Genomic DNA, 23,941 nt, shown 5'->3' with positions numbered 1-23,941 from the left:
GCAGCTTCAATTCGCCAAGCGTCATGGCCGGGGAACGGGCACTCGTCTCCCACGAGCCGTATCGCGCCGTGTGAATGATGAATTGGTAAAGGTGGATGCCTTCCCATCCCATCGCCACCTGAAGGACGCCATGAAACTCGCGCAACGTCATAGTCGAAGCTACCTGTACCCGACGCCACACCATCGGGTTCACGTCCTTCAACCAGATGCGGAACTGCAGGATGAAAACCTCATCTTCCGAGGCCGCCGCTTCTCCGACAGTTTTCCTTGCTGCCCGCTTTACACTCTTCACACCCGCTGGCCCCGTCGAAGTTCAATGACGACGGCATACTCCGTTCCATTCCGCCCCACAAATCCTCATGCTCCCCATGTACGGACGTGCTGGCGCCGAATTGCTTCGGGCAAGAATGCTGCCACTTCGCCACACACTTTGAGGCAGAGCCCATTTAAGCGCAGCGCGACAGCAGCTGATCGCCAAGTACCAGCGCCGGACACACATTGCAATGCCCATGCCGCCGCCGATGCAAAGCGTCGCCAAACCCTTCTTGGCGCCGCGGCGCTTCATTTCGAAGAGCAGCGTGTTGAGCACGCGGGCGCCGGAAGCGCCGATCGGATGGCCGATGGCGATCGCGCCGCCATTGACGTTGACGATCGACGGATCCCAGCCGAGGTCCTTGTTGACCGCGCATGCTTGTGCCGCGAACGCCTCGTTGGCCTCGGCGAGTTCGACGTCGCCGATCGCCCAGCCGGCTTTCGCCAGCGCCTTGCGCGAAGCCGGGATCGGGCCGGTGCCCATGACCTGCGGATCGACGCCGGCGGTCGCCCAGGAAACGATGCGGGCAAGCGGCTGGATGCCGCGCTTGGAAGCCTGCGCTTCGGTCATCAGCAGGGTGGCGGCGGCGCCGTCATTGAGGCCGGAGGCGTTGCCGGCGGTGACCGTGCCTTCCTTGTCGAAGGCCGGACGCAGCTTCGTCATCTGGTCGAGGGTGGCGCCATGGCGGATATACTCCTCCTGGTCGACGGTCATGTCGCCCTTGCGGGTCTTGACGATGAAGGGAATGATCTCGTCGGCGAAGCGGCCGGCCTTCTGCGCGGCCTCGGCCTTGTTCTGCGAGGGGAGCGCGAAGACGTCCTGCTCCTCGCGGCTGAGCTGCCACTGGCGGGCAACGTTCTCGGCGGTAATGCCCATGTGATAACCATGGAAGGCGTCGGTCAGGCCATCCTTGATCATCGTGTCGATCATCTTAAAGTCGCCCATCTTCACGCCGCCGCGAAGATGCGAGCAATGCGGCGCCATCGACATCGACTCCATGCCGCCGGCGACGATGATGTCCGCATCACCGGTTGCAATCTGCTGCATGCCAAGCGCCACTGCGCGAAGACCGGAACCGCAGAGCTGGTTCATGCCCCAGGCGGTCTTTTCCTGAGGGACGCCTGCCTTCATCGCCGCCTGACGGGCCGGGTTCTGGCCCTCACCAGCCGGCAGGACCTGGCCAAGGATGACCTCGTCGACTTCTTGAGCTTCAACGCCGGCGCGCTCAAGCACACTCTTGATGACGGCAGCACCCAGTTCATGCGCCGGCGTATTGGCAAACGCACCGTTGAACGAACCGACCGCGGTCCGGGCGGCACTGGAGATGACGATGGATGGGGTGCTCATGACAGCTCCTCCGCTATTGGATTGAGTCGGGTCGGGCGCAGAGCGCCAGATCAGTTGACGATGGTTGCATCCGTTGCGGCGCGCAGTTCGCTGTCGGTGACGCCGTCGGCAAGCTCCACGAGCTTCAGGCCTCCCTCGACGACGTCGAGAACGCCAAGATTGGTGATGATCCGATTGACCACGCCCTTGCCGGTGAGCGGCAGGGTGCAGGCCTTCAGCACCTTGGACTCACCTGCCTTGTTGGTGTGGTCCATGACCACGACGACACGCTTGACGCCGGCGACAAGATCCATGGCGCCACCCATGCCCTTGACGAGCTTGCCGGGGATCATCCAGTTGGCCAGATCACCTTTCTCGTCGACCTCCATCGCACCGAGAATAGCCATGGCGATCTTGCCGCCACGGATCATCGCGAAGCTTTGCGCCGAGTCGAAGAAGGCCGAATGCGGCAGGGCCGTCACCGTCTGCTTGCCGGCATTGATGAGGTCGGCATCGATCTTGTCTTCGGTCGGAAACGGGCCAATGCCGAGCAGGCCGTTCTCCGACTGCAGCGTCACATGGACGCCTTCCGGGATATAGTTGGCAACCAGCGTCGGAATACCGATGCCGAGGTTGACGTAGGTGCCGTCTTCAAGCTCGCGGGCAGCGCGCGCCGCCATCTGGTTCCTGTCCCAGGCCATCTTGTCTCTCCCCTGCCCTTTAAGCCGCCGCGCGCGTGGTGCGCTGCTCGATGCGTTTCTCATGCTCGCCCTGGATCAGGCGATGCACGTAGATGCCCGGAACATGGATGTGATCGGGATCGAGGCTGCCGGCTGGCACGATTTCCTCGACTTCTGCGACGCAGATCTTGCCGCAGGTGGCGGCCGGTGGATTGAAATTGCGAGCGGTCTTGCGGAAGACGAGATTGCCCGTCGTGTCCGCCTTCCAGGCTTTCACGATCGAGAGGTCGGCGACGATCCCGGTCTCAAGCACATAGGTCTCGCCGTCGAAGGTCTTGAGTTCCTTGCCCTCGGCAACCACCGTGCCGACACCCGTCTTGGTATAGAAGCCGGCAATACCGGCGCCCCCTGCCCGCATGCGCTCGGCGAGAGTCCCTTGTGGATTGAACTCGAGCTCCAGTTCACCGCTCAGATATTGCCGCATGAACTCGGCGTTCTCGCCGACATAGGACGAGATCATCTTCTTGATCTGTTTCGTCTTGAGCAGCACGCCGAGACCAAAGTCGTCGACGCCGCAGTTGTTAGAGGCGATCGTCAGCTCCTTCGTGCCTGCCTCGCGAATGGCAGCGATCAGCAGCTCAGGAATACCGCAAAGACCGAAGCCGCCGGCCGCGATAAACATCCCGTCTAACAGCAAGCCTTCAAGGGCTGCCTGCGGGCTCTCGTAAATCTTATTCATAATCTCCCCTTGGATCTTGCCAGAGGCGCGCAGCTTTGGCCGGCGCTGATTGTTTCTCGCGGGTCAGGACGCCAGGTGGCTAACTGTTACCCGCGATTGATGCAGACGACTTTTGGCTGGGTCATGTCCTCGTAGGCGAAGCGCACGCCCTCTCGCCCCATGCTGCCGTATTTGAAGCCGCCGAATGGCATGGCGTCGAAGCGGTAGTCGGATGAGTCATTGATCATCACGCCGCCGGCCTCGATGCGGTTGGCTGCTTCGAGCGCGACATTGATGTCGCTGGTGAAGATCCCCGCATGCAGGCTGTAGTCCGGATCGTTGGCCATCGCGATCGCCTGATCGAGCGTGTCGAAGGGCGCCAGCATGACGACTGGCGCGAACACTTCCTCATGCCACAGCTTGCAAGTCACCGGCGTGCCTTCGAGCACCGTCGGATGATAGAGCGATCCCTCGCGATAGTTGCCGCAAAGCAGCGTCGCGCCGGATTTGATGGCGTCGCTAACGGCGGTTTCGGTGCGTTCCGCCACCGATTTGGAGATCATCGGACCGACGTCGGTATCCTCCTGCAGCGGATCGCCCGCCTTGAGCTTCCGTGTTGCGGCGACAAAGGCATCGCGGAAACGGTCGTAAAGCTCGGCCTGGATCAGAATGCGTTGTGCACCGATACAGTTCTGTCCGGCCGCCCAGAAGGCGCCGGAGACGGAACCTTCGACCGCCTTGTCGAAGTCGCAGTCACTCATGACGATCACAGGCGCATTGCCACCAAGCTCCATGGCGAGCTTCTTGAGGCCAGCGGCGCGGCAGATTGCCTCGCCGGTGGCAAAGCCGCCGGTAAAGGAGACCATCCGCACCTCGCGTGCGGTGATCATCGCGGTCACCAATTGTCTGTCGCCGTGCGCGACGGTAATGACCTCCTCAGGTAGCCCCGCCTCGCGCAGCGCTTCGACCAGCTTGATCGCCGAGAACGGCGTCAGGTTCGACGGCTTCAGCAGCACCGCATTGCCGCCGGCGATGGCAGGACCGAGTTTGTGAGCGACCAGGTTCAAAGGATCGTTGTAAGGCGTAATCGCGGTGATGATGCCGAGCGGTTCGCGGGTGAACCAGCCCTGGCGCTGTTCGGAGCCGGTATAGGCGTCGAAGGGCACGATCTCGCCGGCGTTGCGCTTTGCTTCTTCCGCCGAGAGTTTCAGCGTATTGACGCAGCGAAACACCTCCTTGCGGGCCTGGACGATCGTCTTGCCGGCTTCGCGCACGATGGTCTCCGCGAAGGCGTTGCTGCGGCTTTCGACGATCCGGGCGGCCCCTTCCAGGATGGCGGCACGTTTGTGCCGCGGCAGGCTGCGCGAGATCTCGGCGCCGCGGCGCGCCGTCGCCAGCAGGCGATTGATTTCGGTAGGATCCGTCGCCTCGACCGTTCCAAGCAGCGCCCCATCATAGGGGCTATGAACAGAGATCGGCGCCAGGCTGGTGGTGATGTGGAGTTTGGCGGCAGTCATATGGCCAGGTTCCCTATTTCTCATGGACCCCGTCTGGAGGTCGCGTTTGTCCGCAGGGCAAGGGGTGACCCCCTGCCTCGTGCGGGCTTCAGGCAATCATTGATGACGAGCAGTGACGGCCGGCATGTCCGGCCGTCACTGCTTAATTATCGATCAGAGCTTCTCGCCGTTGAGAACGAGGTCGTCGATCACGGTTCGCACAGCCTTTTCGGCGATCGCGACGATCTCGTCTATTTCTGCCTTCGTGGTGACGAGCGGCGGGGCAAAGCCGAGAATGTCGCCATGCGGCATGGCGCGGGCAATCAGGCCGCGGTCACGGGCTGCCTTGGAGACGCGGGCCCCAACCTTCAGCGACGGATCGAAGCGCTTCTTGTTCTCGCGGTCGGCGACGAACTCGATGGCGCCCATCAGGCCGACGCCGCGCACTTCACCGACGATCGGCAGCTGGGCGAACTTCTCCTTGAGCTGCGCCTGGAAATAGGCGCCAACTTCACGGGCATTGCCCGGTAGGTCTTCCTTCTCGACAATGTCGAGCACCGCATTGGCGGCTGCCGCACCGATCGGATGGCCGGAATAGGTGTAGCCGTGAGAGAAGGCGCCGACACGATCTGCCCCGTCTTCCAGGACCTTGTAGACCTTCTCGCCGACGATTGCGGCCGAGAGCGGGAAATAGGCCGAGGTCAGGCCCTTGGCGACGGTGATCAAATCCGGCTCAATGCCGTAGTGCTGCGAGCCGAACATCGAACCGGTGCGGCCGAAGCCGGTAATCACTTCGTCGGCGATCAAGAGCACGTCGTGCTTCTTCAGCACTTTCTGGATCGCTTCCCAATAGCCTTCCGGCGGCGGCGTGATGCCGCCGGTACCGAGAACCGGCTCGGCGATGAAGGCGCCGACATTGTCGGGACCGAGCGTCTCGATCATCTCGTCAAGTTCGGCCGCGCGGCGGGCGGAGAACTCCTGTTCCGTCTCGCCGGGATTTGCACCCCAATAGTGATGCGGCACGCCGGTGTGGTCGATCTGCGGCAGCGGCAGGTCCATGTGGTCATGGTAGAAGCTCATGCCGGTCATCGAACCGGAGACAACACTACAACCGTGATAGCCGCGCTCACGCGAGATGATCTTCTTCTTGGTCGGCTTGCCACGCAGGTTGTTGTAGTACCAGACGAGCTTGGCCTGGGTCTCGTTGGCGTCCGAACCGGACATGCCGTAAAGCACCTTGCTCATCTTGCCCGGCGCCATCTTGACCAGACGGTCGGAGAGGATTGCAAGCTCGTCGGTCGTGTGCGCCGCGTAGGAGTGATAGTAGGCCAGACGATAGGCCTGCCGCGAAATGGCCTCGGCGACCTCGGTGCGGCCATAGCCGACATTGACGCAATAAAGGCCGGCAAAACCGTCAATCAGCTGATTGCCGTGTGCATCCTGGATGCGGATGCCCTTGCCCGTCTCGACGATCGTCGGCTCGCCGAGCTTACCAGTCGCAAAATCCTTCAGCTGCGTAAACGGATGCAGGACGCTGTTGCGATCCTTCTCGGAGATGTCCTTGATGTTGATGGTCATGAATGGCCCCTTGGCGAACGATTAACGTTGAACCAACGTAAGGGCAAAGCTGTAGTGGTTTTGCGCGTTCAATAGGGGGGGGCGAGCGCAGATACGCGTTGTTGCCCTACATAATGCAGGAATCCGGAGCCTCACCGGTAGTATCCAACCGGCAACTCGCGGATGAACCACTTTTACATTGCCAACCGCGCCGATCGTTCAGTAACGTCGGTTTGTGTGGCAATATTTGCGTCGCGAAACAGGGTCCGAGATCATAGGAAGTGGAGGCCCGTCGATCCGTTCAAGAGGGTAGACGGATTGTATCCGTCAGGGACCCACCCCACCGAACACGGGATCATCGAGATCGATCGGAAACTCGTAACCGGCCTTGACGCGATCCATGGCGACCATAGTCTTGAACCCTTTTATGTCCGGGTTCTCATAGAAGAAGCGGCGCGTAAATTGCTCGTAGTCTTCCATGCTTTTCGAGGTCACTATCAAGATAAAGTCTGCATCTCCTGTGACGTAGAAGCCAAGCATTACCTCTCGGGTACTGCGGATCGCGTTTTTGAAGCGATCTACGATATCGGCTCGCTCCCGCTCTAGCGAAACCAATACTATCATTGTAACTGGGCGGCCAAGCGCCTTCGGAGAGATGACAGAGACATCCGCCTCGATAACACCATCGGAGCGGAGCCGCTTCAAACGCCGCTGACACGCAGACGACGAGAGGTTGACCCGGTTGGCCATTTCTTCAGAAGTCAGACGATTGTTTTTCTGAACGATCTGAAGAATCCTTCCATCGATCCGATCAAGTTCGAGCATTTGCTTGTCCCTGCTTAGCATTTAGATGGACCAATTCCATTGAGGCAGACTAGATCTTCACGCAGCCGTCCAGCCCCCGTCGATTGCGATGTGGGTGCCGGTGATCTGTCTCGCGTCGTCGCTCGCCAGGAATAGAGCGGTTGCCGCTATTTCCTCAACCGACACAAACTCCTTGGTGGGCTGACATTTGAGCATCACTTCGGACTTAACCTGCTCTTCGGTGATTCCACGCGCTCGAGCCGTGTCTGGGATTTGTTTTTGCACGAGTGGCGTTAGTACATAGCCCGGGCAGATGGCGTTCACGGTGATCCCAAATTCAGCGAGTTCAAGTGCTGCGGTTTTGGTAAGCCCGATGATCCCATGCTTAGCCGCCACGTAGGCCGCCTTATAAGGGGAGGCAACAAGACCATGGGCGGAGGCGATGTTGATGATACGCCCTTGCCCCCCTTCTTCATGTGGGGAATGGTTTTCCGCATCGTGTGGAAGGAACTTGAAAGGTTCACGGCAACAATCTGGTCCCACATTTCGACGGGAAAATCTTCTATCTTCTCCACATGTTGAATGCCGGCGTTGTTCACCAGTACGTCAACGGTCCCGAACGTGTTCGCGGCGGTCTCAATGAGATCCGCAATCTCGAACGGTTTTGACATGTCAGCTGCGTGGTAGAGCACTCGCGTTTTAGAGACCGATTCAAGGCGCTTCGTAATGACCTGAATTTCTTCTGGTTTTGCAAAGCCGTTTATCACAACGTTGTTGCCCGCTTGAGCGAATGCGGAGGCTATCGCCAGTCCGATGCCGCTGGTCGAACCTGTCGCGACGACGCACTTATTCATCGATACCCTCCAATCTATAATCTTATTCTACCGACCGGCGGCTCAACCAGCGGGAAATCGAGAAACATCAACCCACGAACCTTCCTCATACAGTCAGGAGCTTTCCGAGGCCCGCCAGAGGCTTCTTATAGCCAGCAAGTCGGAGAGCATCCCAAAGCATTGCCTGGTGAGCCGTGATCACCGGCTTTCCGATACGTGCTTCCAGCGATCCGATGATGGTGGAGGTGCGCAGGCCGGTGCACGGAATAAACAACGCCTCGATATCCTTTGAATTCATCGCCTCGCCTGCCGCTACGATGCTTTCCGGAGACACATTTATGATTTCATAGTCGTTTTCGATATGAAACGATGCGCAGGAGACGACCGAAATCCCAGCCTGACGTATGCAATCTACCATCGCTTCCGTAACTTCGTCCGGGTAGGGGGTCAGCATCGAAATTCGTTGAATTCCAAGCTGACTAAAAGCCTTATAGGCTCCTGTCATTGGAGATGTCAGTTTGGCGCCGGGGGCAGTGCGATGCAGTTGCGCTTCGAGCGTCGCTTGGGAAATCAAGGCTGATCCGGATGTGCATCCGTAGGCGAAAACGTCCACTGACTCTCGCGGTACAAATAGCTCCGCGGCCGCTGCGATCTCATGAGCATGTCCTCGCAAGTTTTCGATTGTAATCGGATTTTGCGTCTCGATGCGGGTGGACGAGATGCTGACGCCGTCCGGCGGCAACATCTTCCTCAGTTCATACTCAGTCACCACATCGGTCGAAAGCGCGATCAAGCCTATTACGACCTGTTCTGACATTCCGCTATCGAGTTTAGCTTGAACGTGTTTGATGACTGAAGGGTTCATAACTAGCCTCATCCGATGAGCATTGAAGTTTCCTCACGATCGCCCAAGCCGCCCGTGCAGCGCGAAGCACGTCCTCGTCCGAAACGCCGAATTCTGCTGTATGGACGTGGGTTCTGTTCCCCAAAGCTTCATTGTGGCAGCCAAACCAGAAGTACACTGATGGGAGTTTCTCTGCGTAGAACCCGAAGTCATCAGCACCGGCGAGAGGCCTCGTTGGCACGAGCGAATTAGATCCGAAAACCTCTGCAATCGCTTCCCGCGCGGTTTGACTGATGGCAGAGTCGTTAATGACGGCGGGTTCTCCGGTGGCCAACTTGAACTCGGCCCCGCCTCGATGCATTGCGGCGACGTGCTGAGCAAGTTCGTCAATGCGCACGCGCAGTCTTTCGCGTGCTTCAGTCGAGCGCGTGCGTAACGTGCCATGGAGAATTACGCGATCGCACACGATATTTGTGGCTTCGCCACCATGGAAGCGTCCGATGGAGATCACGGGAGCCTGGTCCGCGTGGTTCTCGCGAGAAATTAGCTTCTGCACTTCAGTGACGAAAGTGGACGCGATCGCGATCGCATCGACGCCGAGCTCCGGCCAGGCTGCATGGCTCTTCTTACCTGTGAAGGTAAGCTGAAATTCATCTGAAGACTTCGTAACTGGACCTGTCAGAACTGCGAATCTTCCCGAGGGAATTTCCGGATTCACATGCATGCCAACTGCACAGTCGAAGCCTTCTAGCAGGCCCTGTTCAGCAACCGACCGGCCCCCGAGTGGCTCGGCCTCCTCGGCAGGCTGAAAGACAACGCGAACCCTGCCTGCGAAGTGCTGGCGGTAGGCACAAGCTGCCAGCACGACCCCGAGCGCTGCTGATGCATGTGCATCGTGTCCACATGCATGCATCTTTCCGGGTACGCGGGATCGATATGGAAGATCGGGTCGTGCCTCGTCGATCGGCAATGCATCTATATCACCTCGAACCACCACATTCATTGGAATGCCATTGCCCTCGCCGACGATATCGACGAACAGACCTGTCTTGTGGAAGACCTGCGGATCACGCAGGCCTGCACCGGCAAGGAATTCAGCAATCTTTGCCTGCGTCTGGTGCTCTTCATTCGAGAGTTCCGGATTGGCGTGCATGTAGTGGCGGAGAGCGAGGATCTGATCCTCGCTCCCTGCCGGCATTTCCACGCCGTCGCTGTCCAGTCTAAAATAGGTTTCGTCCGAAGTGTTCATCAGTCGATCACGATCAATTCACGCGGAGAGCTCGCCAGGCATTCGGGCTGACCGTCGGTGATCAAAATGCTCTCGGTGATCTCGATTCCCCAATCGCCGAACCAGAGGCCAGACATGAAATGGAAAGTCATCCCCGGGCGCAACACCGTCCGATCACCGGGTCGGAAGCTCGCGGACTGCTCGCCCCAATCCGGGGGATATGCAAGACCGATCGAATAACCGCAGCGGCTCGGTTTTTTCAATCCGTAGCGTTCGATCACGCCGTAATAGGCTTGTGCAACGGCTTCGCAAGGATTTCCGGGAATTGCCTTCTCGAGACCGGCTGCCATTCCCTCCAGCACCGCTTTTTCTGCATCAACGAATTTCTGATCCGGCTTGCCAAGGTAAAACGTCCTGGACAAGGGGCTATGGTAGCGTTTGTGGACGCCGGCGAGTTCAAAAAAGATGCTCTCTCCTGAACGGAGCTGCCGATCAGACCAGGTGAGGTGTGGTGCGGACGCATCAATGCCCGCTCCAATCATGGGAACTGCTGCTGGGTAGTCACCCCAAATCCCGCGCACGCCTTGGATGGCGGTATGGTAGATCTCGGCAACGACATCTGACTGCGTGACGCCAGGCCGAAGAACATCAGCCACACGCTGATGCATCGCTGTCGCGATCTTTCCCGCCCCGCGCATATAGTCGATTTCGCGGGGCGACTTGACAATTCTTTGCCACTTCACAAGACGCGTCGTGTCCTTGAAAGTCGCATTCGGCAATGTCGAGGAGAGTGCTTCAAAGGCTGCATGCGTGAAGTAATAGTTGTCCTCCTCAATGCCGATAGTGCCGGTCGACCATCCGAGATCGGTGATCAGCGCCCCAAGCGCCGTCATAGGGTGGTACTGTGACGACTGGACATAATGGTCCGCGTAGGACCGGATACGGCTCTCATCCATGTAAACGGTTCGGCGTGCCCCGTTGCCATCCATTTCCCGTCCGAACCAGATCGGGTCTTCATCCTGACGGACGAGCACGCATTGGTGCACATAGAATGACCACCCATCATATCCGGTCAGCCAGGCCATGTTTGCGGGATCCGTTACAATCAGAAGATCAACCCCCTCGCGCTCCATTGCTTGACGAGTGGTTTTGAGCCGAGCCTTGTACTCCGAAATTTCAAAGCGTAATTCTGGTGCAGTCATATTGCCCTCTCATTCTGCTGCTCAAGCAGCACGAAGTTTCAGATGGTTTTCCAGGAGCCTGATGACTGTCGCAGAGCAAAGGCTGACAAACAGGAAGCCTGCGGCCACCAGGGTGATTGGTTCGAGATAGCGGTAGCTGAAGTTGGCCTGAGCAAGCGCTTCGCCCATGAGATCCAGTACCGTGATCGCCGATAAGATCGGTGTTTCCTTGAACATCGCGATTACGTAGTTCCCGAGCGGGGGGATCATGGGTGGAATTGCTTGCGGCAGAACAATCGCCGTCCACGTCTGCCTGGGCGTCAAATTGCACGCCCGCGCAGCTTCCCATTGTCCTGCTGGAACGTTGATGATGCCGGCGCGGTAAACTTCAGATACGTAGGTACCGTAATGGAGGCCGAGTCCAATTGTCCCGGCTACGACAGGAGACAAAACTATCCCAAGGTCGGGAAGGACGTAGAATAGGAAATACAGTTGCACCAACAACGGTGTCCTTCTGATCGCCTCAGTTATCAAAATCGCAAGGCGGCGGATCAGAACGACCGAGGACATCTTCGCGATCGCAAAGAGAAGTCCGATGATCAATGCCACAACTGAGGAGACCAGCGTGATCTTCACTGTTACCACAAGCCCTTGGAGCAAGGACGGCGCTATTTCGAGAACGAATTGCCAACTCCAGTCCATTGGTTTACCTCATATGCCCATGATGGTGATGCCGCGGCCGAAGCGTCTTTCGAGCCACCGCACGAAGCTCGTCAAAACAGATGCGATGAGAAGGTACGTCACCATGATGAGTAGGAAGGGCATAGCGGTGTCGCCTGTTTGGCCTCGTACCATCTGTGCCTGAAAGGTCAGTTCGGATACCGTTATGAGCGAAGCCACAGCAGTGCCCTTCATGATCTCGATCGCGAGATTTCCGAAACTTGGCAACATCAAAACGATCGCTTGGGGGAGGATCACCCACCAAAGTGCCTGCCAACGCGTCAGGTTCAGTGCAATGGTCGCCTCACGTTGATCCGGACCGACAGCGTTGATTGCTGCCCGAACAACTTCAGCCCCGTAGGCGCCTCCGTTTAGGCCCAGCGCTAGTGCGCCGGATTGGATCGGAGATAAGGAAATCCCTATGAAGGGAAGAACAAAATAGGCCGCAAATATCTGCACGAATACCGAAGTGCCTCGGAAAATCTCAACGTACGTTCGAGCGACAGCGCGAAGGATGAGGCTCTGCGTGGTAAGAGCAATTCCTGCCAGGATCGCGACGATCAGGGCAAGTAAGCAACCGAAAACGGTGAGTTGAACGGTAGCTATAGCTCCCGTCAGTATGAACCAACCGTAGTCTATCGAGGATCCAAGATTCTGCACCTGATCACCTTTGCTCGTAATGGCTTCTCCACGTCACACGCGATGACCGGCAGCAATCACCTTTCGAAGGAAGCTTTTCGTGCGCTCGTGGTGTGGGGAATGAAAGATTTCGTTAGGCGCGCCTTCTTCCACGATCTTGCCACGTTCAAAAAACAAAACTCTGTCGGCGAAATCGTTAGCGAACCCCATTTCGTGCGTCACCAACAGCATCGTCATATCCGTCTCGTTGCGGAGATTGGTGATGACGTTTAGTACTTCCTCGACGAGTTCCGGATCGAGCGCGGAGGTAATCTCATCAAGAAGCAAGACTTTAGGCTGCAAGGCGAGGGCACGAGCGATCGCGACACGCTGCTTCTGCCCGCCGGATAGTCGTGAGGGGTATTCATTCGCCTTGTCGGCGAGACCGACTTTCTCCAACAACTGAAGTGCTCGCTCTCTTGCGTGCGCTTTTGACAAGAGCCCGGTCAATATCGGAGCCAGGGCAACATTTTGCAGAGCGGTCTTATGGGGGAAGAGGTTAAAGTGCTGAAACACCATACCGAAGTCCGCGCGCATCTTACGCAAATGCGCCTTGGACGACGGCACCTGTTTGCCGTTCTTGAGCTCGTGGTTTAGTGAAACGCCGCCTACCATCACGTCTCCGGTGGTGACCGACTCCAACGTCATCAATATTCGGAGAATGGTTGTTTTGCCTGAGCCGGATGGCCCAATGAGCGCGAGGTGTTCCCCGGGCTTCACCGAGAAGAATAGTTGATCCAGCACTGTGGTCGAACCGTAATTCTTCCCGACATTCCGAAACTCTATGATAGGCTCCCGATCTGCCCCTCGGGGTGCGACGTGCAATCCCATGCGCTGTCTCCTTCTCGCGCTCACATTGAACCGCTGCCCCTCCCGGCAGGCTAAGGTCTAGCACATCACTATGGATTGCAGAGCTGAGCCGCGGTCTTAGCACTGGCCAACAGCTTGTAGTTCGACTGGAGACCATACTTCGTCATGATTTTCTCAAATTCTCCGCTTTCTTTCAGTTTCTTCAGACCGGCATTGTAAGCATCGCGGAAAGGGGCATCATCTTTACTGAACGCTGCCGCCGCGCAATCGATAGGAGTATCCGCAATCGGCATAACTACGTGCAACGTTTCGTCACCCGAACGCTTCTTCAGATCCATTACGCCTGCGTCGTTAAGCGCGATCGCGACTACTCGCTTGTCTTGCAGCATCTTCACGGCACTGACGTTATCGGGATACGCAACGAGGTTTTCCTTTTTTACTCCCGCTGCAAGCGCATCTCGCGCTTGCGACGTGCCAGCGCCTACTGCCAATTTCAGCGCTAAGTCGGCGACTTCTTTGTAGCTGCTGAACTTACCGCGCATCTCGGAACGCACCAGAAAAGCTTGCGCGGTGCAGATGGCAGGTTCCGCGAAGTTGACCTGGGCGCATCTCTCGGGGCGGATATTGAGAGAGCCTGCCGAAACAACTCTCACATGTTGCGCCTGCACGGCGGGAATCATCGCGCCGTACTGCATGAGCTCACCTTTGAAGCTCTTGAAACCGGAGAGCGCCAGGGCCGCGCGATCAATGTCCGGGCCGGCGCCGCTTAACGTGCCGTCGGGCTTCAACTCCGTGTAAGGCGGCTCGCCTGCAATGGCGATTGAAATTTCCTGATTAACGTCTAGATCCCCCGCCATCGCAAGACTCCCGAGCGCGATGCCCAGAGTTGCGGCCAGCGGGATGCGAACCGATCGGAGGTGGGCAAGAAACTGGCTGATTATTTTTGATGCCATTGCTGTTCCCTTGTGCCTTGTCGTTTTCCAGACCGCAGCGCATTCGCGGGTCGTCGAGTTGAGCGCTTCTCTGATCGAACACCGCGGTCGATGCGGCCTTTGTGCGCATCGTGTGCGAGCCGACCCGGATTTCAATGCCAACTATTGGCTGACTGACCATGACAATAGGCTTTCGCCTTGTCAATTGCACAAATTGTACAATGACAATAATAATTCGTTTTATCTATTCGCCTGAATGCGCTATTCAATTGCACGACAGAGCTTGGGAACCTGGGCCACGCGCCTACTTCGCACAGGAATTATAGGCATGACAATGTGGACATCTTTGAAGGAACGCCTCACGCAGCCCTATTTTTTGTCGATTGCTGATCAGATTGCAGAAGCGGTGTTCTCTGGCGGGCTCAAATCAGGAGATCAATTGCCGCCCCAACGGCAACTTGCGGACAAGCTTGGGGTATCGCTGCCCACCGTATCGAGAGCCTACGAGGAGCTTTCGCGTCGGGGTCTCGTCGCGGGAGAAACGGGGCGAGGGACATTTATCAGGGGCGTAAGTGCGAACTTGGAGGTAGTCGCGCCATTCGTCCCAGAACGCACCTCCGGCCTTGTTGACCTCTCGATATTGAAGCCGGTTTCCGACGCGTCACACCTTGAGCGTATGAAGACCGCTCTTGGCACGCTGGCTGTAGATTTACCGGCAAGTGCGGTGCTCGGCTCTCGTCCAAGCGCGATGTTCGCGCGACACCGTGCTGTCGCGACAGAATGGCTGAAGCTATCCGGTGTGCAGACGGCTGAGAGAACTGTCCATTTGACAAACGGCGGCACGCCTGCTTTGACGGTCGCGTTCATGACTATCTGCCACCCGGGCACGATGGTAGCGACGGAGGCTATCGGGCTACACGTGATGTTGCCTTTGGCGTCCTATTTAGGTTTAAAGGTACAGGGGATCGCGATAGATGACGACGGGATCATTCCCGAGGCGCTTGAAAGTGCTTGTCAACAGAACGTGATTCGAGCGCTGTTCATGATGCCAAATGCAATTGGCCCGACCGCTTTTGTGATGAGCGAGGGGCGCCGGATTGCAATCGTTGAGATTGCTCGAAAATATGACCTGCATATCATCGAGGATGATGCGCTCGGCCCGCTCGTTGAGAAGAAGCCGCCGACCTTTCACACGCTCGCACCAGAGCGAACGATTTACATTACAAGCTTCACCAAGCCGGTCATGCCTGGACTTCGCACAGGGTACCTGGTCGCGCCGGAACGCCTGCTTCCAGCGGTCGAGAACCGTCAGCTCGTGACAACTTGGACTGCGACGCCATTGATCGCGGAAATTGCGGCCCGATGGGTCGAGGATGGTACCTGTCTTGAGCTTGTCCGTTGGCAACGTGCTAAACTCATCGAACGACACAAGCTTGTCGCAGCTACGCTGAAAGGCGTAGCGTATCGCTCAAACCCGCAAAGTCTCCATATCTGGCTTCCACTGGCAGTGCATTTTCCTGAAAATGAGTTCGTATCGCATGCGCGCAAGCAGGGTGTTGCGGTCGCACGTGGTGCGGCGTTCGCAATCTCGGAAACCAGGCCAGCCGTGCGGGTTTCAGTGGGTTCGACCACAGAAGAGGAGCTCCAGCGGGGTTTGAACGTTCTTCACAACTTATTGCTCAGTGAGCCAGAGCCCATCCTTTCCCTTGAGGGAAACTAACGTCGCAACACGTCCAAGGACGACTCTTCGTCCAATTTAAGAGGGTAATCCACCAGTTTTGGTTTGACCGCCCTGTCCCGCGACCCTACTGGGGAGTCGATCGCTGGTGACTGCGGCACGGCTGCGCGCAATCTAATTACATTGTTTCCGACGAGCCATACACAGAAGCTTTAAGAACCATGGTGTTCATGAGAGCCGGAGGTCGTTTGCTGCGCATCCATCGACACGCCATTCTTTCGGCTTCTTGCATCTTTCAGAGCTGCGAAATCGTCACCAGCGTGGTGCGACGAACGCGTCAGCGGGCTGGATGCCACCATCAGGAAGCCCTTGGTGTAGGCGACCGTTTTGTAAGATCTGAATTCCTCAGGGGTGACAAAGCTCATGACCGCGTGGTGTTTACGACTTGGTTGCAGGTACTGCCCTATCGTCAGAAAGTCGACGTCGGCAGTACGCAGATCGTCCATCAATTGCAGCACTTCGTTGCGCTCCTCCCCGAGGCCGACCATGATCCCCGATTTGGTGAACATCGTAGGGTCCAACTCCTTCACCCGCTGCAGCACCCGGATGGAGTGGAAATAGCGGGCGCCGGGGCGAACCGTCAGATAATTGCCGGCGACCGTTTCCATATTGTGATTGAAGACGTCGGGCTTTGCCGCGACGACGCGCTCCAGCGCACCCGGCTTCTTCAGGAAGTCCGGCGTCAGGATCTCGATCGTCGTCGCCGGCGAAGCCGCACGGATCGCCCAGATCACCTTTTCGAAGTGTTCAGCGCCGCCATCTTCTAAGTCGTCGCGGTCGACCGAGGTGATGACGACATGCGACAGGCCCATTTGCTTGACGGCCTTGGCGACGTTTTCCGGCTCGTTTTGATCCAGCGCATTCGGCTTGCCGGTCGCCACGTTGCAGAACGCGCAGGCGCGGGTACAGATCTCACCCATGATCATGAAGGTCGCGTGCTTCTTGTCCCAGCACTCGCCGATATTGGGGCAGCCGGCTTCCTCGCAGACCGTGACGAGCTTGTGCTCCTTAACGATCGACCGCGTCTCCGCATACCCCTTGGATGTTGCCGCCTTGACGCGGATCCAGTCCGGCTTGCGCAGCACCTCGTTATCGGGACGATGGGCCTTCTCCGGATGACGAGCCCGGCTTTCAGGCGATCCATTGGAAATCTTGTCGAGAATGGTGACCATCGCGTTAACCTTGTTCACGGGCTCTAGCTGCCACCCCAAGAGCCTTCACCGGCCCAATTGGGCCTAATTTGGGCCGCGCGGTCATCAGCATTTTGCGTATTAAGCGCGTCACCGAATGCTTGCCGCACATGGCGCTCACCAACACGTATACCCGCCGTCCACCTCGACAACTGCGCCGGTCATGTAAGAAGATGCGTCACTCGCGAGAAACTGAACGACGTTTGCGACCTCCTCCGAGGTTCCTAGACGGCCCATCGGCGTGAGCGATTCCCACTTGGGAAGGTACTCGCTAGCGTTCATCCTGGTGGTGATATATCCTGGGGCGACGGCATTGACACGAACGCCTGATCTTGCCCACTTGCAAGCCAACGTCTTCGTCAACATGTGCACACCCGCCTTGCTCGCGTGATACGCCGGACCGGGCTGCGATTGCGAAACGACGAAGCCACAGATCGATCCGATATTGACGATATTTCCCGAGCCGCGTTCCGCCATGACCGAGCCAAAGACTGAGCTGCAGTAGAATACGCCGTCGAGATTCACGGAAGTCACGAACTTCCAGTCATCGTCACTTGTGTCCTTCCCCTCCTGAGCGACACCAGCGTTGTTGACCAGAATATCCGGACAAAACCCGATCCGGGAAGCCAAATCCCGCACAGAACGCGGATCACTCACGTCACAATGACACGCTTTGACGTCGGCAGCGACATCTGCTGCGGCGTTCTTGGTAGACTCGAGATCGCGACCAACAAGCACTACAGAGGCACCTGCCATGTTCAATGCTCTTGCAATCTCCAGACCGATACCGCGCGCGCCCCCCGTAACGAGGGCGGAGCGGCCGGTAAGGTCATAGCGCTTGATAAGTTCAGGATGCATCATCGGGTGTTCTCCTATTTCCACGGCGGTGGGCTGCTCGTGCCTGCATGTTCCGCTCAAGTCGGCACGTGAGTAGGCCGCCCTTCACCGCATATGTTGAAGTCCGTAGGCACGAGGTAAACCGAACGGACATCAGCTATCCTCATGCAGCCAGATCAGTAACGTTCTACACTCACCAGCTCGTGTATCCCCCGTCGACAGAAACGACGGCGCCCGTCATGTAGCTGGCAGCGTCACTGGCGAGAAAATGCACCACACTGGCGATATCCTCCGGTTGGCCCAAGCGTCCGATCGGGTGGAGTTCGGCCCATGTTGGTACGAGGTCGGCAGTAAGCATTGTAGTAGCGATATAAGCTGGAGCCACCGCATTGACACGCACGCCGGACCTCGCCCATTTGCACGCAAACGTCTTGGTCAGCATGTGTACGCCTGCTTTGCTGGCATCGTAGGCGGGACTTGGCATCGTCTTCGAAACGACGTTGCCGCAGATCGAGCCAACATTGATGATTGCGCCCGATCCGCGCTCCGCCATGATCGAACCAAAAGCCTTGCAGCAATAGAAGACACCATTGAGATTGATGGAGGTTACGAATTGCCAGTCTTCGGTGCTTGTAGTGGTCCCCTCGCGGACGACGCCTGCGTTGTTGACCAGGATATCAGGGCAGCAATCGATTGCTTCAGCCAAGTCGTCTACCGACTTTGGGCTGCTGACATCGCATTGGTGTGCTATGACGTTGGCGCCAATACTCGCGGCTGCCACTCGCGCAGCCTCGACGTTGAGATCAGCCAATATAACAGCGGCGCCAGCCAAGTGTAGAGTTCGCCCGATTTCGAGACCAATGCCGCGCGCACCGCCAGTGATGAGCGCGGTGCGACCGGTAAGGTCATATCGCTGCATGAATTTTGGATTCATCATGAACTGTTGGTTCTCCATTCACCGGGCATCTGCACTCCTGGGAGACTACGTGATCGTCCCGGCGCGTTACCTTCAATCACGCCGGGTCGGTCCGTGCATAGGCGCCCTTATTGGGGCCAGTTACCAGAGACTGTCCCCTTTCGAATCGACTAATCAAGTCAGGAGTTGGCCAATCGGCCGGGATTGAGAATGACGCCCCTCAATCCGTTTAAGAACTTGCTCGCTTCAACTCCGTCGATCGCGCGGTGGTCGACCGAGAGCGTGCATGTCATCATGCTCGCGATCCTTGTCTGGTCGTAGCCATCTGCAAGGACCCGCCGCTCAGCCTTGCCCACCGCGAGTATTGCGCACTGCGGTACATTGATGATCGCATCGAACTGCTCCACCCCATAACCGCCAAGATTGGAGACGCTGAACGAACCGCCCGAAATCTCGCTGAGTTTCAGTGCGTTTCGACTTGCTCGACCGGCGAACTCCTTTACTTCGGCAGATATATCCATAACGGACTTTGTCTCGGCGCTGCGAACCACTGGGGTGGATAGTCCGCCCTCGACTGCCATAACGACCGAAATATTGGCGCTATGAAACCGATGGATCGCGGTGTCTGTGATCTGGCAATTTACGCCGGGATTTTCGACCAGTGCAATAGCAAGAGCTTTAATGAGGCAGTCGTTGACAGATATCTTCTTGAACGAGTTCGCTTCGTTGAAAGCTGCGCGCCAATCCAGTAAAGCATCCATCTCGAAGTTCGCGACAAGGCGGAAGTGAGGCACAGTCTGCTTTGTCTGCGTCATCCGAGCAGCTATTGCTTTCCGCATTGGCGTCAGCGGGATCTCTGTAAACATCTGTGGCATCAGCCTTCGATGGTTCCGATTACTGCATTATTGGGAACAGTTGTACCTTCTTTCGCAGTGATTTCGGCCAGTGTACCGCCTGCCGGCGCTTCGATTTCGACTGTTGCCTTCACGGTCTCGGCTTCAGCGACTACTTCGCCTTCCGCAACAGTGTCTCCAACAGATTTCAACCAACGAATTATAGTGGCTTCCTCGATGCCCGCTCCACTAGAGGGTAGAATGATCTCTACTGTCATCTTTGCTTCCCGTACGATTGTTGAATTTAGAGGTAATTAGAGCAGCCGTCGAACGGCCGCTATGATGCTGTCCTTGCCAGGATAAAAGTCCTTCTCAAGCGCGGGGCTGAACGGGACATGAATGTCGGGAGCGCTCAGGCGAATGATTGGACGCTTCAGCAAGTCGAATGCCTCTTCAGCCATTACCGCTGCGATTTCACTTCCCGCGTTGCATACGCGATGCGCGTTCTCGACGATAAGGAGCCTTCTGGTCTTAGCAACCGAAGTTTTGAACGTTTCATGGTCAAGTGGCTTCAACGTGCGTGGGTCAATCACTTCGATCGAGATACCCTCCTTGGCAAGCTCATCGACGGCTTCCATTGTCGGTCGGATCGCGCTCGCAATCGCAATAAGGGTTACGTCTGTGCCTTCCCGCTTTACTTCTGCGCTCCCAATTGGGATCAAGTAATCGGGATCGGTGGAAACATCCCCCTTGACCGCCCACAATCGATTGTCTTCGAAGATGAGTACAGGGTCGTTGTCGCGAACGGCCGACTTCATTAGTCCCTTAATCGCACCTGGGCTTGTCGGACTAATGATCTTGAGCCCCGGAACATTCATGAAAGAAGGATAAGGCCGGTCTGCATGTTGTGCCGCGTTGTTCCCGTGCCCGAACATACAGCAGCGTATCACCATCGGTATCTCGACCTGACCCGCTGTCATAAACCGCAATTTCGAGGCCTGGTTGATGATTTGGCACGACGCAAGATATAGGAAGCTCGCGTATGACAGATCCACGATAGGCCGCGATCCATTTATCGCAGCTCCAATTCCCAGACCAGTGAAGCTGCCTTCCGAGATGGGCGTGTCCCAGACGCGGTTTCTACCAAATTGCTCGATCAACTTAACGCCGCCGTAAACGGCGATATCTTCTCCCATGAGGATGACTCGTTCATCACGAGCCATCTCTTCAAACTGCGCCTGCATCAGAGCTTCCAGATAACTCATCTGGACATGTGTGCTGGGCGTAACCTCATGCTTGGGTGCACTATTTTGCATTTCAGAACAGTCCTCTCGCGCTGTTGTGGCCTACAAGGGGCGATGTGAACATGTAATCGGCCAACGTTTCGGGGCCCGGCAAGGGACTGGTCAAAGCAAACTGCGTTGCCCGTTGTACCGCTTGGGCGACCTGGTCCTCTATCGCTCCCAGTTGCTCTTCCGTGATGCCTTCCTGTAAGAGAACCTGACGGTAGAGCGTAACGGGATCACGTTCCCGCTTGTACCTCTCCACTTCCTCGGCTGACCGATACGGCACATCCCGAACAACCAGCCGGTAGCTGTGGTCATCAAACCTGTAAGTGTTGGCGACGATCAGGGTTGGCCCCTCACCCGCCCGTGCTCGCTCCACCGCCTGAGCTGTAGCTTCATAGACCGCGTTCACATCCTGCCCGTCAACCGTCACCCCGGGCATTCCATAGCCGGCTGCTCGCAGGGCGATATCCGGTTGTCCGTGGCTATTCGCCAGTGTCGTGGTCATTGCGAAGCCGTTGTTCTCGCAAAGATAGATGACCGGAAGTTTCCAGACAGCGGCCATGTTGAGGCTCTCGTGAAATGTGCCCTGGTTTACAGCGCCATCGCCGAAGAAGCAGAGCGTCGCCTGATCGACATTCCGTGCTTTGGCACTAAACGCGCATCCTGTCGCGAGGGGAATACCGCCCCCGACGATCGCAGACTCGCTGATTATCCCCACGGAATTGTCCGCAAGGTGCATCGAACCGCCGCGCCCTTTGCAAATCCCGCCCTCTTTTCCCATCAACTCGGCCATGAGCGCATCCAAGTCCGCTCCCTTCCCAATTGGGTGACCATGAGAACGATGCGTTCCGGTCATAGGATCGTCGTCTCGAAGTGCGAGACACGCTCCAACGATAGCAGCCTCCTGCCCTACGCTCACGTGCAGATACCCGGGGATCTTGCCACGCGTGTACTGGCGCATTGCTTCTTCTTCGAATCGACGGATGCGCAGCATCCGTCGATAAGCTTCAAATCTCTGATCACCTGCTATCTGCATCACTTCAACGTTGCTCCAAACTTCAATTAAGGATATGTAGCTTGCCGATTTGCGCGGCTGCGATGGTCTGCTTACCTCCAACTCCCATGCCGACGTTATGCGATGCATGCTGCCAGTCGCGGGCCGCATAAGCGCTCCAATCGCGATGCATGGTTTCAGAGTGTAGATCCTCCTCTTCGCTCCTCCAAACTTTTCGGCAAGCCGGTGCGAGGAAACTAGCATTGGCGGCCTGATGGTTCTTATCAAGTTGAGCACAAGCGACGCTTAAAACAGGCGGAGATTTGCCCTAATGTGCACAATGCGAGCGTTATCCTTGACCGGCGTTCGGTCCATCATATTCCAAGACTTGCGTCCGCGCCCCCCGTGCCTGAGCGCTGTTTTGATGCTCGGTCCGGCCGGGTTAGTGCCGACGTCAGCGGACATGTGAATCTTTTACGAAAATTGGAGCGCCGATTGGGGGGCAGCGAATGCCGCTCAGTTGTGGATCTCGCCAGCCGTTATTCCACTCGGTTCGTCATAAGGCCGCTGATCCGGCGATTTTCACCCCGGTGATTGCACGTCGCTCGGGATCCGCAGCGCGTATGCAGATGCGCCCTCTACCGCTAATGCCGCCAATCAAGAATATGCATGGGTGAAGAGGCCCGAGCAAGTAGGGCGACGAAATCGCGACAAATTTTCAAAAGAACGCCGGAACCACGCAACACAGCGCCTAAGAACGCAAAATTCCGTAGGCGAGGCTGCATAAAATCGTTCCGCTTGCAGGATCTGAGCAAGAGCACACAACGCGACAACGAAAATGAGAGGAACAGACGATGGATTGGAGAATTGCGAAACTGGGTCGGCGCAGGCACAGGACAGCTACCGGACTTACCCTGCTTGCACTTTTCGCCTGGGCGGGTTCCACCCTCCCCTCGATGGCCGGAGACCTGAAAACGGATGATGACGTCAGCATAGCTATAGGTAACGAGCCGCCATTCACTGAGCTAAAGCCGGATGGTACGGTCACGGGGGCCGGACCAGACATTGACAAGGCGGCACTGGAGTTGTCCGGCTTTAAAAAATTCACCGGCCAAATCATTGCGTATGGAGCAATGATTCCTGCCCTGCAGGCAGGTCGCGTGTCGATGGTGTCTTCAGGTGGCCTTATTGTCCTACCCGAGCGATGTGAGAAGGTAGTTTTTTCAGAACCTGTGATTTGTAACTCGCAGGCGCTCATGGTCCGAGGCGAAATGGCTGGCAAGTTCAAGAGCTACAAGGATGCGGCTGACAGCAACATAAAGCTTGCCGTTCCTGGAGGCGGCATTCAGGAGAAGAAAGCCCTCGCTGCTGGCGTGAAACGGGAGAACCTTGTGAGTTATCCTGATCCGACCAGCGCGATGAAGATGCTACAAGACAAGCGGGTTGACGCGATCGCCCTGAACGACACCGCTCTGCTCGATCTTAGAAAGAAATCCGGAGACGAGACCCTTGAAGTCATTTTCCCACTCGCGGATGTTCCAGTGGATTGCGGGGCGGCTGCTTTCGCCAAAAAAGACATCGCACTCCGCGACGCCTATAATGTAGGCCTCAAGAAGCTGGTAGATAGCGGCGAGTTTGATAGGATTATGGCCAAATACGGTCTGGAATCGAATGCCAAACTGCGAGCTGCAGCGAAAACCACCGCGGAAATGTGCCAAGGCAATTAATCAAGGAAAGTAGTATTGCAAACGGGCGGCCGCGGACCAGTCTCCGCGGCGTTCCCGAAATTCGAGAGTCCGGGTCGTCACCCACTCGAACTATGAGTTCGAGTCTAGGAGGGCAGGTCCCATTGTAGCAGGTCACGCTGATGCGGGCCAAAATTCTCGATGCGATAGTTCCGTGAGCGCAGGAGTGATATGGCTGACATCTGCTCCTCAGTGAGCTCGAAATCGAAAACGTCAAGCCCAACTTGAACAGTTGGAGGTGAACGGATGGCGAACACTGCCGGTTAAGCTGTTGAATTC

General features: G+C 57.1%; 22 protein-coding genes and 2 pseudogenes. 2 read left to right on the top strand and 22 right to left on the bottom strand.

The annotated features are described in order from the left end of the window. The 15 genes and pseudogenes from ACWGTO_RS30205 to ehuB (ACWGTO_RS30135) all read right to left on the bottom strand — a co-directional run. Positions 1 to 292, bottom strand: a 292-nt coding sequence (locus tag ACWGTO_RS30205) for a plasmid pRiA4b ORF-3 family protein (protein WP_454578426.1), incomplete at its 3' end; no start/stop codon positions are given. Between the two features lie 192 nt (positions 293 to 484). Next, positions 485 to 1,660 (bottom strand): annotated as a pseudogene (locus ACWGTO_RS30200) (acetyl-CoA C-acetyltransferase); the annotation flags it as partial. A 50-nt stretch (positions 1,661 to 1,710) separates the two neighbouring features. Beyond that, a complete protein-coding gene (locus ACWGTO_RS30195) occupies positions 1,711 to 2,340 on the bottom strand; it encodes a 3-oxoacid CoA-transferase subunit B (RefSeq protein ID WP_454578425.1) in 630 nt (209 codons plus the stop codon). Positions 2,341 to 2,359: 19 nt separating this feature from the next. Beyond that, complete coding sequence (locus ACWGTO_RS30190; protein WP_454578424.1) at positions 2,360 to 3,058, bottom strand: CoA transferase subunit A; 699 nt, start codon at positions 3,056 to 3,058, stop codon at positions 2,360 to 2,362. Between the two features lie 86 nt (positions 3,059 to 3,144). Then, complete coding sequence (locus ACWGTO_RS30185) at positions 3,145 to 4,554, bottom strand: aldehyde dehydrogenase family protein (RefSeq protein ID WP_454578423.1); 1,410 nt, start codon at positions 4,552 to 4,554, stop codon at positions 3,145 to 3,147. Positions 4,555 to 4,707: 153 nt separating this feature from the next. After that, positions 4,708 to 6,111, bottom strand: a complete 1,404-nt coding sequence (locus tag ACWGTO_RS30180; protein ID WP_454578422.1) for an aminotransferase — start codon at positions 6,109 to 6,111, stop codon at positions 4,708 to 4,710. A gap of 306 nt (positions 6,112 to 6,417) precedes the next feature. Next, entirely contained in the window at positions 6,418 to 6,915 is a 498-nt protein-coding gene (locus ACWGTO_RS30175; protein ID WP_454578421.1) for an Lrp/AsnC family transcriptional regulator, read from the bottom strand. Positions 6,916 to 6,972: 57 nt separating this feature from the next. Further along, positions 6,973 to 7,748 (bottom strand): annotated as a pseudogene (locus tag ACWGTO_RS30170) (3-hydroxybutyrate dehydrogenase). An 85-nt stretch (positions 7,749 to 7,833) separates the two neighbouring features. After that, positions 7,834 to 8,592 (bottom strand): maleate cis-trans isomerase family protein, encoded by a 759-nt coding sequence (locus tag ACWGTO_RS30165; protein WP_454578420.1) that lies wholly within the window; start codon positions 8,590 to 8,592, stop codon positions 7,834 to 7,836. Further along, positions 8,558 to 9,820 (bottom strand): M20 metallopeptidase family protein, encoded by a 1,263-nt coding sequence (locus ACWGTO_RS30160; RefSeq protein WP_454578419.1) that lies wholly within the window; start codon positions 9,818 to 9,820, stop codon positions 8,558 to 8,560. Before ACWGTO_RS30160 ends, ACWGTO_RS30165 begins: the two co-directional genes overlap by 35 nt. Next, on the bottom strand, positions 9,820 to 11,001 hold the full coding sequence (locus ACWGTO_RS30155; protein WP_454578418.1) for a M24 family metallopeptidase: 1,182 nt from the start codon (positions 10,999 to 11,001) through the stop codon (positions 9,820 to 9,822). The genes ACWGTO_RS30160 and ACWGTO_RS30155 overlap by 1 nt, the downstream gene beginning before the upstream one ends. 21 nt (positions 11,002 to 11,022) lie before the next feature. Further along, complete coding sequence (gene ehuD, locus ACWGTO_RS30150; protein WP_454578417.1) at positions 11,023 to 11,682, bottom strand: ectoine/hydroxyectoine ABC transporter permease subunit EhuD; 660 nt, start codon at positions 11,680 to 11,682, stop codon at positions 11,023 to 11,025. A gap of 9 nt (positions 11,683 to 11,691) precedes the next feature. Next, the gene (gene ehuC, locus ACWGTO_RS30145) at positions 11,692 to 12,360 is read right to left on the bottom strand and encodes an ectoine/hydroxyectoine ABC transporter permease subunit EhuC (RefSeq protein WP_454578416.1); all 669 of its coding nucleotides are present in this window, start codon (positions 12,358 to 12,360) and stop codon (positions 11,692 to 11,694) included. Positions 12,361 to 12,393: 33 nt separating this feature from the next. Continuing rightward, positions 12,394 to 13,209 carry an ectoine/hydroxyectoine ABC transporter ATP-binding protein EhuA gene (ehuA, locus tag ACWGTO_RS30140; RefSeq protein WP_454578415.1) on the bottom strand — a complete coding sequence of 272 codons (816 nt, stop codon included), beginning with the start codon at positions 13,207 to 13,209 and terminating at the stop codon, positions 12,394 to 12,396. Between the two features lie 68 nt (positions 13,210 to 13,277). Continuing rightward, positions 13,278 to 14,141: an ectoine/hydroxyectoine ABC transporter substrate-binding protein EhuB gene (gene ehuB / locus ACWGTO_RS30135; RefSeq protein ID WP_454578414.1), complete on the bottom strand. Its 864-nt coding sequence runs from the start codon at positions 14,139 to 14,141 to the stop codon at positions 13,278 to 13,280. 307 nt (positions 14,142 to 14,448) lie between these two features. Between ehuB (ACWGTO_RS30135) and ehuR the strand changes: the two genes are divergently transcribed. Next, a complete protein-coding gene (ehuR, locus tag ACWGTO_RS30130) occupies positions 14,449 to 15,840 on the top strand; it encodes a MocR-like ectoine utilization transcription factor EhuR (protein WP_454578413.1) in 1,392 nt (463 codons plus the stop codon). Between the two features lie 170 nt (positions 15,841 to 16,010). On the opposite strand, the gene lipA is transcribed toward ehuR, so the two are convergent. The 7 genes from lipA to ACWGTO_RS30095 all read right to left on the bottom strand — a co-directional run bounded on the left by lipA (position 16,011) and on the right by ACWGTO_RS30095 (position 22,067). After that, a complete protein-coding gene (lipA, locus tag ACWGTO_RS30125) occupies positions 16,011 to 17,030 on the bottom strand; it encodes a lipoyl synthase (RefSeq protein ID WP_454578427.1) in 1,020 nt (339 codons plus the stop codon). A gap of 135 nt (positions 17,031 to 17,165) precedes the next feature. Further along, positions 17,166 to 17,909 carry an SDR family NAD(P)-dependent oxidoreductase gene (locus ACWGTO_RS30120; protein ID WP_454578412.1) on the bottom strand — a complete coding sequence of 248 codons (744 nt, stop codon included), beginning with the start codon at positions 17,907 to 17,909 and terminating at the stop codon, positions 17,166 to 17,168. A 169-nt stretch (positions 17,910 to 18,078) separates the two neighbouring features. Continuing rightward, positions 18,079 to 18,822, bottom strand: a complete 744-nt coding sequence (locus tag ACWGTO_RS30115) for an SDR family NAD(P)-dependent oxidoreductase (protein ID WP_454578411.1) — start codon at positions 18,820 to 18,822, stop codon at positions 18,079 to 18,081. A gap of 158 nt (positions 18,823 to 18,980) precedes the next feature. Next, complete coding sequence (locus tag ACWGTO_RS30110; RefSeq protein ID WP_454578410.1) at positions 18,981 to 19,676, bottom strand: 2-oxo acid dehydrogenase subunit E2; 696 nt, start codon at positions 19,674 to 19,676, stop codon at positions 18,981 to 18,983. Next, positions 19,676 to 19,912 (bottom strand): biotin/lipoyl-containing protein, encoded by a 237-nt coding sequence (locus ACWGTO_RS30105; RefSeq protein ID WP_454578409.1) that lies wholly within the window; start codon positions 19,910 to 19,912, stop codon positions 19,676 to 19,678. The genes ACWGTO_RS30110 and ACWGTO_RS30105 overlap by 1 nt, the downstream gene beginning before the upstream one ends. Positions 19,913 to 19,948: 36 nt before the next feature. Further along, positions 19,949 to 20,899 carry an alpha-ketoacid dehydrogenase subunit beta gene (locus ACWGTO_RS30100; protein WP_454578408.1) on the bottom strand — a complete coding sequence of 317 codons (951 nt, stop codon included), beginning with the start codon at positions 20,897 to 20,899 and terminating at the stop codon, positions 19,949 to 19,951. Positions 20,900 to 20,951: 52 nt separating this feature from the next. Beyond that, on the bottom strand, positions 20,952 to 22,067 hold the full coding sequence (locus tag ACWGTO_RS30095) for a thiamine pyrophosphate-dependent dehydrogenase E1 component subunit alpha (protein ID WP_454578407.1): 1,116 nt from the start codon (positions 22,065 to 22,067) through the stop codon (positions 20,952 to 20,954). Positions 22,068 to 22,771: 704 nt separating this feature from the next. Here ACWGTO_RS30095 and ehuB (ACWGTO_RS30090) point away from each other — a divergent pair. Beyond that, entirely contained in the window at positions 22,772 to 23,644 is an 873-nt protein-coding gene (ehuB, locus tag ACWGTO_RS30090; RefSeq protein ID WP_454578406.1) for an ectoine/hydroxyectoine ABC transporter substrate-binding protein EhuB, read from the top strand. Positions 23,645 to 23,941: the final 297 nt, after the last annotated feature.

This window comes from Mesorhizobium sp. PL10, assembly GCF_053714315.1.
Note: the sequence above shows the minus strand (reverse complement) of the source record. Positions and strands in the feature narration are given on the sequence as shown.